We start from the raw sequence: 14,049 nt of genomic DNA on the forward strand, positions 1-14,049 counted from the left end.
GACCGGGCAGTGCGCGTCAGGATGGACGCCGATGCCCGATCGCCGACGTGTCGCGGCGCCTTCCAGCACGCCCCCGGTTCGCGATGATGTTTCGGCATACTGGAGCGCGTGACTTCGGATCTGAGCAGCCCCTCCGGTATCGACCTGTCCTTCCGTGATCAGGATGTGCGGGTGCAGGACGATCTGTTCGCGCATGTCAACGGGCGGTGGTTGGCCGACTACGAGATTCCGGCCGACCGGGCAGTGGACGGTGCGTTCCGGACGTTGTACGACCAGGCCGAGATCGATGTGCAGACCATCATCACCGAGTGCGCCGAGGGTTCGGCCGACAGCGCGGATGCCCGCAAGATCGGTGACCTGTACTCGAGCTTCATGAACACCGAGTTGGTCGCCGCCGCCGGGCTCACCCCGGTGGCCGACGAACTGCACGCCATCGCCACGGTCGCCGACGCGAGCGCGTTCGCCGCGCTGCTCGGCCGCTTGCAGCGCACCGGCGTGCGCGGCGCGCTCGCCTACTACGTCGACACCGACGACAAGGACTCCACCCGCTACCTGCTGCACGCCACCCAGTCGGGCATCGGCCTGCCCGACGAGTCGTACTACCGGTCCGACGAGTTCGCCGAGATCCGCGACGCCTACCGCGCCCACCTCACCAAGATGTTCACCCTCGCCGCGTCCGACCCGGCCCTGGCCGGCCTCGTGCCGACCGATCCGGCCGACGCGGCGAATCGGGTGTTCGAGCTGGAACGCACCCTCGCCGCGGGCCACTGGGACGTGGTGCGCCGACGCGATGCCGAGAAGAGCTACAACCTCACCACTTTCGACGAGCTCGCCACCGCCCACCCCGAATTCGATTGGGCCGCTTGGGCCGACGCCGTCGCCGAGGGTGTCGACCGTGCGGGCACCGAGCTGTTCGCCGAACTCGTGATCCGCCAGCCCGGTTACGTCGGCGCCTTCGCGCGCGCGTGGTCGGATGCGCCGCAGGCGGATTGGCAGGCGTGGGCGGCGTGGCAGGTGCTGCACGCGCGCGCGCCCTACCTCACCGACGAGATCGTCGCCGCGAACTTCGACTTCTACGGCCGCACTCTCACCGGCGCGCAGGAGATCCGGGAACGCTGGAAGCGTGGCGTCGGCCTGGTCCAGGAACTGCTCGGCGAGGCCGTCGGCAAACTGTATGTGGCCAGGCACTTTCCGCCCGAGGCCAAGGCGCGGATGGTGGAGTTGGTCGCCAATCTGCAGGAGGCCTACCGCCGCAATATCGCCGAACTCGAGTGGATGGGCCCCGACACCCGCGCCGCGGCATTGACCAAGCTGGAGAAGTTCACCCCCAAGATCGGCTACCCCGACACCTGGCGCGACTACTCGGCCGTCGAGATCGACGCGGCGGACCTCGTCGGCAACTACCGGCGTGGCTACGCCGCCGACCACGACCGTGACCTGGGCAAACTCGGTGGTCCCGTGGACCGCGGCGAATGGTTCATGACCCCGCAGACGGTGAACGCCTACTACAACCCCGGCATGAACGAGATCGTCTTCCCGGCCGCCATCCTGCAGCCGCCGTTCTTCGACATGAATGCCGACGACGCCGCCAACTACGGCGGGATCGGCGCGGTGATCGGCCACGAGATCGGGCACGGCTTCGACGACCAGGGCGCGAAGTACGACGGCGACGGCAATATGCAGGACTGGTGGACCGACGATGACCGCGCCGAATTCGGCAAGCGGACCAAGGCGCTGATCGACCAGTACAACGTGCTCTCGCCCGCTGATCTGTCCGACGAGCACACCGTGAACGGCGAGTTCACCATCGGCGAGAACATCGGTGATCTCGGTGGCCTGTCGATTGCCCTTGCCGCGTACAAGATCTCGCTCGACGGTGAAGAGCCGCCGGTCATCGACGGGCTCACCGGTCTGCAGCGGGTGTTCTACGGCTGGGCGCAGGTGTGGCGGACCAAGGCGCGGCAGGAGGAGGCGATCCGCCGCCTCGCCGTCGACCCGCATTCGCCGCCGGAGTTCCGCTGCAACGCGGTGGTGCGCAATATCGACAGCTTCTACGAGGCGTTCGAGGTGACGCCCGACGACAAGCTGTACCTGGCACCGGAGGAGCGGGTCACCATCTGGTGATCGGGCGCGACCCTACCGCTGAGCCGGTAGGGTCGAAACCCACTGTCAGGGAGAGGTTTTCCATGCGCTGTCACCAAGTCGCCGACGATGTCTTCACCATCCGTGGCACGGATGTGAACATGGTCCTGCTGCGCGAGGGTCGCGACCTCACCCTCATCGACGCCGGCTGGTACGGCGACGCGAAGATCATCGAATCGGCGATCCGTGCCCTCGGCCACCGCCCCGAAGACGTCGTCGCCGTCCTGCTCACCCACGCCCATCTCGACCACGTCGGCGCCCTGAACCACCTGCACCGCCGTTACGGCACCCCCGCCTACACCAGCCCCACCGAGGTGCCCCACGCCCGCGGCGAGGTCCACGAGTCAGCCACTCCCCTCGACGTGATCAAACGCCTTACCGCCCCGAGCACCGCGGCCTGGGCGCTGCGCATCACCGCCGCGGGCGGCCTCCGCAAGAACCCGGTCCCCCACATCCAGCCCTTCCCCACCGAAGGCCCCCTCGACCTCCCGGGCAACCCCGTCCCCATCTCCTCTCCCGGCCACACCTCCGGCCACACCGCCTTCCACCTCCCCACCCAGGGCGCCATAGCCACCGGCGACGCCCTCATCACCGCCCACCCCACCTCCACCCACCAGGGCCCCCAACTACTCCCCAAGTTCTTCCACCACAACACCGAACAAACCCTGAACGCCCTCGGTGCCCTCGAACCCCTCGACGCCCCCCTCGTCCTCCCCGGCCACGGCCTCCCCTTCCGGAAGGGCATCACCGAAGCCGTAACCCGAGCCCGCGAACACGCAACAATTCAGCTCCGCTGACACAGCGCTGAGAACGACCGGATCTGAAGTCCAGCAGCTGCTGACAACGCCGGGCTGAAATAGGTCAGCGGAGGCGGAGTTCGGTTTCGGCGTCGAAGTAGAAGATTTCTTCGGGTTTGGGGCGGAGGTGGAGGGTTTCGCCGAGGGTGGTGTGGAAGCGGCGGTCTACTCGGACGACGATTTTGCCTGCGCGGGTGGACCAGTCGGTGCCCGCGCCGCGGGTGTAGACGAAGGATTCGGCGCCGAGTTCCTCGAGGAGTTCGGCGACGACGGTGATGCCGTCGGGGTCGGTGGTGACCTCCCAGGATTCGGGACGGATGCCGAGGACCACCCGGGCACCGGTGACGCTGCGCGGCAAGGGGATTCGCAGGCCGTCGAGGACGGCGTGACCGTCGGTGACGGGGGCTTCGAGCAGGTTCATGCCGGGTGAGCCGATGAAACCGGCGACGAAGGTGTTCACCGGGTCGTCGTAGAGTTCGCGCGGTGCGGCGATCTGCTGCAGGGTGCCTTCGCGCAGCACAGCGACGCGGTGGCCCATGGTCATGGCCTCCACCTGGTCGTGGGTGACGTACACCGTTGTGGTGCCGAGGCGCTGCTGCAGGGCGGCGATCTGCGAGCGGGTGCTCACCCGCAGTTTCGCGTCCAGGTTGGACAGAGGTTCGTCCATGCAGAACACCTGTGGGCGGCGCACGATCGCCCGCCCCATCGCCACCCGCTGCCGCTGCCCGCCCGACAGTTTCGCCGGTTTGCGGTCGAGCAGCGGCTCGAGTTCCAGCATGGCTGCGGCTTCGCGCACGCGAACGAGAGTGTCGGACTTCGACATTCCCGCGTTGCGCAGCGCGAAGCCCATGTTCTGCGCCACCGTCATGTTCGGGTACAGCGCGTAACTCTGGAACACCATCGCCACATCGCGCGCCCGGGGCGGCAGTCCGGTCACATCACGATCGCCGATGCGAATCGTGCCGTCCTCCACCGATTCCAGCCCGGCGAGCATGCGCAGGCTGGTCGACTTGCCGCACCCGGACGGTCCGACGAGCACGAGGAATTCGCCGTCGGCGATATCGAGATCGAGTGCGTCGACCGCGGCGGTCTCGCTGCCGGGGTAACGGTGGGTGACACCGTCGAACTGCACTGTCGCCATGGACTTCTCCTCGAAACGCGGGGACTACTTGGGCAGCTTGGGGGTGATCTGCCGGTCGATGATCGCCTGGATGTCACCGGCGACCTTCGCGAGAACCGTTGCCGGATCGGCGTTCTGCAGACCGATCTGCTCGTATCCGGTGCCGATGATCTGGTCGGCGCCGGGCACGAACACCCGCGCGTAGTCCTGCGACTTGGTCACCGCCAGTTGGTCGATGGCAGTTTTGGAGTGCGGGTTCTTCGCGAGGAAGTCCACCTCGGTGGGATCGCTCACCGCCGACTTGCGCACCGGCATGTAACCCGTGTTCTGCGAGAAGTACGCCGTATTGGCCGCATTGGTCGCGAACTCGATGAACTTGAGCGCGTTCACCTTCCGCTCGGCGGAGATGCGCGAGGGCACCGCGAGACCGGCACCACCGGTGGTGACGCCGGGCCCACTGGGATGCGGCAGGAACGCCGTGCCGAGCTCGAACTTGCCGGTCGCGTTCTTCTGGATGCCCTTCAGGTCACCGGTGGAGGCGATGGTCGAGGCGGCGACCCCGGTCCCGAAATCGACGGCGATCTGCGGACGGATCGCCGCGTACTTCTTCACATTGATCGATTCGCGCAGGTAGGTGGCGGCCGCGATCGAACCGGGGTCGGTGAACTTCAGCGCCCACTTGTCGGAGTAGGCGCCGCCGAAGGTCCAGTTCGGGCCCTGGAAGGTCCAGCCGAGGTAGTTCTTGGCATCGCCCCAGGCATGGGCGAACTTGTCGCCGCCGACCACCGACTGGATCTTGGGACCCCACTCGTCGAACTCCTGCCACGAGTTCGGCCCACGATCCGGCAGCCCCGCCTTGGCCCACACATCCTTGTTGTAATAGAACAGCGGCGTCGAGCGCGCGTACGGCAGCGCGTAGTGCTTACCGTCGAACAGGTAGTCCGCGGCCAGCGAGTCGACGTAGTCGTCGAGCTTCACCCCCGCGTCACCGAACAGCCCGTCGAGCGGTTCGATGGCACCGGTCAGCGCGTAGTTGAACCACCAGACATCGGACAGCACAACAACATCGGGCAGGTCACCACCGGTGAGCGCGGCGTTGAACTTCTGCGCCACCTCCTCGTAGTTCTTGCCCGCGTCGACGAGGTTCACCTTCAGCTCGGGGTGCTGTGCCTGGAACCGGTTGATGAGCTCGAGCTCGAGTTCCTTGGAGGTGCCGGGGTGGTTGGACCAGAAGGTGATCGTGTTCGCGTCGCCGCCACCACCGGACCCGCCGCCGGTGCCCGCGCAAGCGGTGAGCGCGAGACCGGCGGCGACACCGCCGGACAGGCCGAGGAAGCCGCGACGGCTCAGCGCCGGAAATCGTGAAGTGGACACGTGGATCTCCTGTTCGAGAATCAACCCTTGACCGCACCGGAGGTGAGGCCTTTGATCATGTGACGTTGCAGCGCGAGGAACACCACGAGAATCGGCAGCATGGTGAGCACCGTGCCCGCCATCACCGGACCCCAGTTGGTGACGCTCGGGTTCTCGGTGTTCTGCAGCAGCGTGAGCCCCACCGGCAGGGTGGCGACATCGGCGGAGTCGGCCATCAGGAACGGCCAGAGGTATTCGTTCCACTCGTTCACCAGCGTGACCACCGCGAACGCCACCATCGTCGGCCCCGACATCGGCAGCACGACATGGGTGAGCAGCCGCCACCAGTTGGCGCCGTCCATGCGGGCGGCCTCGATCACCTCACCGGGTAGCGACAGGAAGTGGTTGCGCATGAGGAAGGTTCCGAAGGCCACGCCGCAGAGCGGGATGATGATGCCCTGGAAGGTGTTGCGCCAACCGAGCTGCGCGATGAGCGCGTAGTTGGAGATGACGGTGATCTGGTTGGGCACCATCAACGCGGCGATGATCGCCAGGAACACGATGTTCTTGCCGGGGAAGCGCAGGAACACCAGGCCGTATGCGCTGAACACCCCGAGCGTGAACTTCACCGCCGACACCACCCCGGTGACGATCAGCGAGTTGCGCAGGAACGTCCAGAACGGGACGGTCGTCGTGGCGTGCCCGTAGTTCTCCGGGTGCCAGCTGTGCGCCCAGTACACCGCGGGCTGGGTGTAGATGTCGGCGCGGTCCTTGAACGAGGTGATGAGGATCCAGAACAGCGGAACCCCGACCATGACGAGCACGCACAGCATCGCCGCGTACCCGAGCAGGGTGATCGCGCGTTCCCGCCTGCGATACGAAACCGTTTCGGGACCAACGTGTTTCATCGTTCACCTCGATCCATCACGCGCACCTGGATCAGGGTCACCACGAGCAGCACGGCGAACATGATCGTCGCGACAGTCGCGCCGTAGCCCGCGCGGAAATTGCGGAACGACTCCTCGTACACCTGGAAGACCATGGTTGTCGTGCCGTTGCCGAGCGGCCCGCCACGTGTCATCACATTGATGATGTCGAATACCTGAAGCGAGTTCAGCAATACCGTGATCGAAAGGAAGAATGTGGTCGGACGGAGTTGCGGCAGAAGTACTTTGGTGAATGTCGTCCACCGGCTCGCGCCATCCATTTCGGCGGCTTCCAACAGTTCGCTCCGCACGCCCTGCAATGCCGCCAGATAGATGACGAAGGTGTATCCGAGATTCTTCCAGATGTAAGTGATCGTCACCATGAACAACGCCCACTGCGGATCCTGGTAGAAATCCGGCACATTCGTCACGCCGAGGCGGTGCAACACATCTTGCACGAGCCCGAAACTGGGGTCGAAGATGAATTGGAACGCCACCCCGATCGCCGCACCGGAGATCACGAACGGCGCGAAGATGGCAGAGCGAACCACATTGCGCCCGAACAACTTCCGGTCGAGCAGCATGGCGAGCGCCAGGCCGAGTGCCATGCTGACGACCACCGCCGCGACGGTGAAGATCACGGTGTTGCCGACGACCTTCCAGGAGTCGTCGCGCTGCCACCATTCCACGTAGTTGGCGAAACCGATGGGCGTGGCGACGGGGTCGGCGATGTTCCAGTCGGTGAACGAGAGCCGGATGTTGTCTGCCAGCGGCCGGTAGACGAACATCCCGAGCAGAACCAAGTTCGGGACTACGAGTAACAGAAACAACGCGTAGTCCTGCCACGGCCGATTTCTCAGGCCACGACCTCGCTGCACGGGAAGAACCCGCTCCGGACTGCTACGCACCGCGGCAGCTTTACGGCGCATGGCGAACCGCTGGTTAACCCTGCCCGCCGATTTCCTGAACATCGGGCGCACAAAGACGAGTACAGCAAAAAGCCGAACAACACGACCTGGTTTGATCGTATTGTTCGGCTTTTGTTCAGTGCGGCAGGTGAATCAGTTCCAGTCGCCCAGGCCGTCGCCGGCGCTCAGGGTGGGGCCCTGGGTGCCGGTGACGATCACCGCATCACCGCGACGCGAGTTCTCCAGGAACCACTTGGCATCCTCGGTGCTCACGTTCAGGCAGCCGTGGCTGGCATTGGAGTAGCCCTGCTGACCCACCGACCACGGCGCGGCGTGGATGAAGATGCCGCTGTTGGACAGGCGGGTGGCGTACTCGACCTCGAGCTTGTAGCCCTCGGGGTCGGTGACCGGCACACCGTAGGTCGACGAGTCCATCGTCATCTTCTCGAGCCGCTCACCGACGATGTAGGTGCCGTTGGGGGTCTCGTAGCCGGGCTTGCCGAGCGAGGTGGGCATCTCGCGCACCACTTCACCGTTGCGGGTGACGGTGATGACCTTAGTCGCGTCGTCCACGGTGGCGACGAAGGCGTCACCGATGTGGAACGAGCTGGTGGTGCCGCCGGCGACGACGGTCACGTCGGTGTTGGCGGGCCAGAACTCGGTGGGCTTCCAGCGCACCTGCTTGTCGCCGGTCCAGTAGAAGTTGCCGGGCACGTTGGCGCTCGAGGTGACCTTGATGGCCCGCTCGGCGGCCGCACGATCCTCGATCGGGTCCTTGAAGGTGATGATGATCGGCTGTGCGACGCCGACCGTCTCGCCGTCGGCGATGTTGATGTTCGGCGGCGCGAACGTCGCCTGCGGCGCGGGCTGCTCGACCACGGGGTTGCTGGAACCCGCGCCGGGAAGCGCGGGCTGAGCCTGCGCGGGAACAGCGATGAGCGCGCCGGTGGCCGCGATCGCCGCCGTCAGCAGCAGACCACGGCGAAGCCGATGGGATTGCTGCCGGTTTGCCTCGTAGTGCATTAGGTTTCCTCGTCTATATCTTCGAATGACGCGGAGTCCGCATGGGGTCTCCACGGGGTAACGACGCCCCGACCCTGACCGCTCATTCCTACCCGTCCGGGGTGACAACGTGCCAGCTCCGTTGCATCGCGATCACGGAACGGCAACGCTGTGCGCTGTGTCACATAACAACCTGTGACTCAGCGGCTTTCGTCAAACGCCACGCTCAGGGCGGCGAGTCGGAAAGGCATCGGCACCACGGTCCGGAAGCACACGCATGTGACTCTCAAACCTGGAGTGAGGGAGATCACGCCGTACGTGTGAAGTGGATCGCCCGGTTCGGCGCGGTCGCGAGATTGTGCGGCACCGTGCGCGGTCGGCGGCCGAGGGCCAGCGCGGGGTCCAGGCGCAACCGGGCACCGGTGAGCAGGGTAGCGAGCACGACGCGCAGTTCGTATTCGGCCAGCGTGGCGCCGATACACCGGCGATGACCGCCGCCGAACGGCGCGTACTCGAACGGGGTGAACTTGCGGCCGAGGAAACGGTCGGGGTGGAACATTCGTGGTGCCGGCCAGATCGACGCCTGGCTGTGCAGTACACCGACCGCCAACCCGATCGTCTGCCCGGCGGCTACCTCCACCCCACGCCAGCGCCACGGTTCGCGCAACTGCCGCAGCACGATGGGCACTGCCGGGTGCAGGCGAAGCGTCTCTTGGCAGACGGCGTCGAGCAGCGGCGCGGTGGCCTGTTCGGCCGGATCGTCGCCCGTCTGCGCCAGCTCGTCGGTGAGCCTGGTGAGTAGGCCGGGTTCGCGATGCAGGTGATACAACGCCCAGGTGAGTGAGGTCGCGGTGGTCTCGTGCCCGGCGACGAGCAGGGTGCGCAACTGTTCGCACAGTTCGGAATCGGTCAACGCGGAGCCGTCCTCGTAACGGGTGGCGAGCAGCAGATCGAGCAGATCGCCCGCGGCCGGGCCCTCGGCGCGACGGCGCGCGATGCCTGCGAGCAGCCGCCGATCGAGCCGGCTCCTGGCCGCGACGAAGCGGTCCCACGGCCCGAAACCGCCGGTGGCACGGCGCAAAACGGGAGCTACGAGTAGCGGCGTAGTGAAGGTCGAGAGGAAATCGTCGACCGCGTCGGCGTATTCACTGTCGGCGCCAGCGCCGAACACTGCCGCGAGGATCGTGCGCAGGGTGATGGATCGTGCCTTCGACAGCACGTCGACCCGGCTGCCGACCGGCCAGGAAACCCCTGTACCACTGTCGGATTCGAGTTCGCGCAGCGTCGATTCCCGGATCACTTCGCCCAGCGCCCGCACCTTCGCGCGGTGGAACGCGGGCGCGAGCATGGCCCGATCCGTGCGATGACGCGGCCCTGAACTGAGGATCAGCGACGCCGTACCGACCATCGGCTCGATCGGGTTCGGCCGCGGCGGGTCGACGAGCTCGACCGGCGCCCGGAACAGTTCGCGCGCGCCCTCGGCGGTCCCGGTGAACAACACCGGCGGAAATCCCGGAAAACCGACCGCGAACGGGTCACCGCTCGCCGCACGTCGACGCAGGTAGCCCTCGAAATCGAGGCCTGCGGCCAAGCCGTGCAGCAGGGCGGGGCGTGGTGGGCGCTGGCCGTTCATGCTGTGTCCGATCGGCATGCTCGGGCGGCCTCCGTGGTTACGCTTCGCTGCCGCCTCCGGCCGCTGACCTCTCATGCCGGGTACTACGGTGTGCGCCCGCGTCCGGTTCGACTACCGCTCGGCGCGGGTGCGCCGCACGGTGCCCTGGGCGATGGCCGCGAGCTTTGCCAGCCGTGCGTCCCCGAGCGCGGTCACCGCGTTGCCGAGGCGGTTGGTGACGAACGCGATCGACATGCCCAGATCGGGATCGGCGTAGGCGCCGGAGCCGCCGACTCCGTAGTGGCCGAAGGCATGTCGTGGTTGCTGCTTGGTCATCAACACGGGCCGGTGGTAGCCGAGGGTGAACCGCAACGGCAATCCGAGCACGTAGTCACGGCTCTCGGTCTGCTGGGTGCGGTTGATCTGCTCGATCGTCTCCGGGCGCAGGAACTGCACCGGCGAATCACCTTCGGCCACAGTATTTTCCGCGTCACCCGTATAAACAACGCCACCGTTGGCCAGCGCGCCGTACATCCGCGCCAGCGCCCGCGCCGAGAACACCCCGTTCCAGCCGGGCATCACCGCGTCGTGCACGCGCGGATCGCGCACCAGTTCGTCGAAACTCTCCGGCATCCCGGCCTCCGCGAGCCCGCGCACGGGCCGCACCCAGGACAACACCGACGATGCGGTGTTCCAGCGGATACCCGGCGGTGCGAGATGCGGGAAAATCTTCGCGATCCGGCGGCGCTGCGCGACGGGCACCTGGAACCAGAACTCGTCGGTTCCCAAGGGCTGGGCCACTTCCCGGCGCAACAGCTCGGTGAAGGATTCGCCGGTCGCGCGCTGCAGGATCTCCGAGACCAGCCAGCCGAAGGTGATGGCGTGGTACCCGGAGGTGCGGATACGGCGCGGGTCGGCCGGGCTCTCGGCCAGGGCCGTCACCACCGCGCCGTAGTCGAGAATCCCCTCGCGGCCCGGAACCAGCCCGCGCACCCGATGCAACCCGGCCCGGTGCGACAGCACATCGCGCACGGTGATGTCGTGCTTGCCGTGCGCGGCGAACTCGGGCCAGTACTCCGCGACCGGCGCCTCGTAGTCGATCAACCCCCGCTCGGCCACCCGGTGCAGCACCGTGGCGGCCACACCCTTACCGGTAGAGAACGTGAGCGCCACGTGCCCGCCGTTCCACCGCTGATCCTTGGCCGCCCACCCCGCCCAGACATCGACGACCGGGCGTCCGTCGAGGTAGATCGCCAGCGCACCGCCCCCGCGGCTCGGCTGCTGGAACATCCCGAAGAAGTGGTCGGCCAGCCGGATGAACCTCGGATCGATGCGCATCTGCCGTGGCGCGGTCGGCGTTCCCGCGTCCGGCTCGCCCGCTGTTGCTGACACCATCGGCCCAACCTCCTGATGCTGCGTAGCGATCCGCCGACCGGATCGGGTCGACGCCGGTGGCTTCGGTGGTGTATTCACAGTAGGTGTTTGCAGATCTGTCCATCCGCCGGTTGGCCGGCGCGCTCGCCATCACGGCGTTCGCGCTCGGTTCGAGCGCGTGCGGCGGCACCATCGACGGCTACGCGCAGCCGGCGATCGACGTGGTCCCCGCCACCAGCAGCGCCGCACCGACCACCAAGAAACCGGGCAAGTCGACGACGAGCAAACCGGCGCCCACCACCAAAAAGGGTGGCACCACCGACTTCCAGGCCAGCGTCGGCGACTGTGTGAATCTCGGCGGTACCGCCGAGGACGCCACCATCGAGAAGGCCTCGTGCGGCAGCCGCTCGGCCAACTACAAGGTGATCGGCAAGGCGCCCAACCGCGACGGTTGTATCGCCGACAGCGACCAGAACTACTTCGAAACCCTCGACGGCGTCGAGACCGGCGCCCTGTGCCTCGACATCGACTGGGTCGTCGGTGGCTGCATGGATGTGGCCGCCGAACAACTCGTCGCACGCCGGATCGACTGCAACGCCTCGGGCAACGAGCCGGTGCGGGTCGTCACCATCAAGAGCGACGCGACCAGCGCCAACGACTGCCCCGACGACGCCGACGTGGGCTATGTCTACGACACCCGCCGCTTCGTCGTCTGCGCGCAGACGCTGTAGACACCGACGACGAGACGGGCCGCACGGTGTGACCGCGCGGCCCGTTGTCTGTTCACTCGCCGATCAGATCGGGTGGAACCCGGATCCGTGGCCGCCGCGCGCGTTCATGTCGTTCATGATCGCGGACATGTTCGTGCCGACCTCGGGGCCGAAGCAGGCCACCGCGAGATAGGCGTTCACCATCCCCACCAGCGTCGAGCCGACCACCACCGGCGCACCGGAATCGCCTTCCACGACGCACATCTGCGACCACGTCTCCACATTGGTCGCGAACACGTCGCCCCAGGTGATGCCGCAGGTGTTGCCGGTGGTCCGGCCCTCCTTGCACACGATGGTCGGGAACTGGGCCGGCCCACCGACGCCGGTGATGGTGACATTGCCGATCCGGTTCACCGGGGTGATCCGGCCGGGAGTGAATTCGATGACGGCGTAGTCGAGTTCGGTATTGCTGTAGACGAACCTGCCGATCTCGCCGTATCCGCGATCGACCTCTGCGGCCACGGGTGCGCCCGCGTCACCGCAGTGCCCGGCGGTGAGGCCGACGAGCCTGCCCGCGCCGTCGTGGCCGACCGTGGTGAGGGTGCATTCGAAGGTGTTGTCGATGACGATCCCGGATCCGCCGCCGATCACCGGTGGGCCGGGTTGTGCCTGCGAGGTGCCCGCGCCGGTGCCGAGTAGAGCCGCACCGAGGGTGAGCGCGAAGGCGGCCGTGGCCACACGCGCGAGTTTGCTGAACATGTCCCTCCAGATGTCGGAAGTTCGCACGATATCAATACGGTCTGTCTATAGCCGCAGTATTCGATCCCGGGCGCGCCAGAGCGAAGCCCTCGGATTGCTGCTTACCAGGCGCCGCGACACCCCGGGCAGTGATAGCGATTCTCTATCGAAATCGTGATGAAGCCGGCCCTGGCGAGTTATACCCGTGATCCGTGCGAGAAATCAGACGTGTCATTCGTTATGTATGACAGTTTTCCGCAATATTCTTTCCGGCAGCCGCAGACGCTGGGAGTCCGTGCTCGGAAACGACATCCGGCGCAAACTCCTAAGCGGGACAATTCAGGGCTGTATGGTCCGTCATGGCAGTGGTCATAAGGGCCGCCGACAGTGATATCCATCTATGACAGCGCTCACATGTCGGTGGTGTGTTCTGCACTACTCCGTAGTAAGGTGCGTCAAGCAAACAAGTCGTCGGGGTGTTGATGGCCTGGCGTCGAGAGGGGTAATAGCAGTGCAGTCGACCAAGAGTCCGCCCGAACGTTCACGGGTCAGTGAAGCTGTGGACTGGACCAAGGGCCTTTGGGAAGACCATCCGAAGAAGTCCCTCGAAACCTTCGGTCGACAGATCACGATGGGTATCGAAGCCATCACGGAACTGATCGTCGCGATCTTCCGTAAACGCTTCCCCTTCGACGAGTTCGTCCGCCAGTGCGCGTTCATGGCCAACGTCGCCGCCGCACCGACGCTGCTCGTGGCCATCCCCATCGCCGTGATCGTGTCCATCCAGGTCGGCGCGGTCGCCGGTCAGGTCGGCGCGACCTCGTTCATCGGCGCCGCCAACGGCCTCGGCATCATTCAGCAGGGCGCGCCCCTGGTCACCTCGATCATGATCGCCGGTGCCGTCGGCTCCGCGGTGTGCGCCGACCTCGGCTCACGAACCATCCGCGAAGAGATCGACGCCATGAAGGTGATGGGTGTCGACCCGCTGCGCAGGCTGGTCGCGCCCCGCCTCGGCGCCGCCATGCTGGTGAGCTTCCTGCTCTGCGGTTTCGTCGTGTTCGTCGGCTTCATCACCGGCTACATGTTCAACATCTTCGCCCAGGCGGGCACGCCCGGTTCCTACATGAGCACCTTCGCCTCGTTCGCGGTGACCCGAGACCTCGCGGTGGCGCTGCTCAAGTCGGTCATCTTCGGCATCATCGCCGCCATCATCGCCTGCGACTCGGGCCTCAACGCCCGTGGCGGCCCCGGCGGTGTCGCCAACGCGGTGAACTCGGCGGTCGTGAGTTCCATGGTCATGCTGCTCGGCGTCAACGTCGCGATCACGCAGATCTACGCCGCTGTCTTCCCCCCACAGGTGGTCTGAC

General features: G+C 66.3%; 12 protein-coding genes. 4 read left to right on the top strand and 8 right to left on the bottom strand.

Translation table 11 applies throughout. The features are described from left to right. The first annotated feature begins 108 nt into the window (after positions 1 to 108). Together AB0F86_RS17085 and AB0F86_RS17090 are read left to right on the top strand one after the other, a co-directional pair. On the top strand, positions 109 to 2,124 hold the full coding sequence (locus AB0F86_RS17085; RefSeq protein ID WP_356985405.1) for a M13-type metalloendopeptidase: 2,016 nt from the start codon (positions 109 to 111) through the stop codon (positions 2,122 to 2,124). 62 nt (positions 2,125 to 2,186) lie between these two features. Then, entirely contained in the window at positions 2,187 to 2,939 is a 753-nt protein-coding gene (locus tag AB0F86_RS17090) for an MBL fold metallo-hydrolase (RefSeq protein ID WP_356985406.1), read from the top strand. Positions 2,940 to 3,003: 64 nt separating this feature from the next. Here AB0F86_RS17090 and ugpC read toward each other — a convergent pair whose 3' ends face one another. The 7 genes from ugpC to AB0F86_RS17125 all read right to left on the bottom strand — a co-directional run bounded on the left by ugpC (position 3,004) and on the right by AB0F86_RS17125 (position 11,255). Continuing rightward, positions 3,004 to 4,080 carry a sn-glycerol-3-phosphate ABC transporter ATP-binding protein UgpC gene (ugpC, locus tag AB0F86_RS17095; protein WP_356985407.1) on the bottom strand — a complete coding sequence of 359 codons (1,077 nt, stop codon included), beginning with the start codon at positions 4,078 to 4,080 and terminating at the stop codon, positions 3,004 to 3,006. 24 nt (positions 4,081 to 4,104) lie between these two features. Then, complete coding sequence (locus AB0F86_RS17100) at positions 4,105 to 5,433, bottom strand: ABC transporter substrate-binding protein (protein ID WP_181698546.1); 1,329 nt, start codon at positions 5,431 to 5,433, stop codon at positions 4,105 to 4,107. Between the two features lie 20 nt (positions 5,434 to 5,453). Continuing rightward, positions 5,454 to 6,320, bottom strand: coding sequence for a carbohydrate ABC transporter permease (locus AB0F86_RS17105; protein ID WP_356985408.1), 867 nt, complete (start codon positions 6,318 to 6,320; stop codon positions 5,454 to 5,456). After that, a complete protein-coding gene (locus AB0F86_RS17110; protein ID WP_356985409.1) occupies positions 6,317 to 7,246 on the bottom strand; it encodes a sugar ABC transporter permease in 930 nt (309 codons plus the stop codon). Before AB0F86_RS17110 ends, AB0F86_RS17105 begins: the two co-directional genes overlap by 4 nt. Positions 7,247 to 7,399: 153 nt before the next feature. Further along, positions 7,400 to 8,269 carry a L,D-transpeptidase gene (locus tag AB0F86_RS17115; protein ID WP_225281624.1) on the bottom strand — a complete coding sequence of 290 codons (870 nt, stop codon included), beginning with the start codon at positions 8,267 to 8,269 and terminating at the stop codon, positions 7,400 to 7,402. Positions 8,270 to 8,555: 286 nt separating this feature from the next. Further along, positions 8,556 to 9,899 (bottom strand): cytochrome P450, encoded by a 1,344-nt coding sequence (locus AB0F86_RS17120; RefSeq protein WP_356985410.1) that lies wholly within the window; start codon positions 9,897 to 9,899, stop codon positions 8,556 to 8,558. Between the two features lie 93 nt (positions 9,900 to 9,992). After that, on the bottom strand, positions 9,993 to 11,255 hold the full coding sequence (locus tag AB0F86_RS17125) for a serine hydrolase domain-containing protein (RefSeq protein ID WP_356985411.1): 1,263 nt from the start codon (positions 11,253 to 11,255) through the stop codon (positions 9,993 to 9,995). A gap of 83 nt (positions 11,256 to 11,338) precedes the next feature. Here AB0F86_RS17125 and AB0F86_RS17130 point away from each other — a divergent pair, with 83 nt between their 5' ends. After that, complete coding sequence (locus tag AB0F86_RS17130) at positions 11,339 to 11,965, top strand: hypothetical protein (RefSeq protein WP_181698549.1); 627 nt, start codon at positions 11,339 to 11,341, stop codon at positions 11,963 to 11,965. A 63-nt stretch (positions 11,966 to 12,028) separates the two neighbouring features. On the opposite strand, the gene AB0F86_RS17135 is transcribed toward AB0F86_RS17130, so the two are convergent. After that, positions 12,029 to 12,703: a S1 family peptidase gene (locus AB0F86_RS17135; protein ID WP_181698550.1), complete on the bottom strand. Its 675-nt coding sequence runs from the start codon at positions 12,701 to 12,703 to the stop codon at positions 12,029 to 12,031. A 538-nt stretch (positions 12,704 to 13,241) separates the two neighbouring features. On the opposite strand from AB0F86_RS17135, the gene AB0F86_RS17140 reads away from it, so the two are divergent. Then, on the top strand, positions 13,242 to 14,048 hold the full coding sequence (locus AB0F86_RS17140; RefSeq protein WP_308017157.1) for an ABC transporter permease: 807 nt from the start codon (positions 13,242 to 13,244) through the stop codon (positions 14,046 to 14,048). Position 14,049: the final 1 nt, after the last annotated feature.

It is taken from the genome of Nocardia sp. NPDC023733, from assembly GCF_040639775.1.
Classification (GTDB): domain Bacteria; phylum Actinomycetota; class Actinomycetes; order Mycobacteriales; family Mycobacteriaceae; genus Nocardia; species Nocardia rosealba.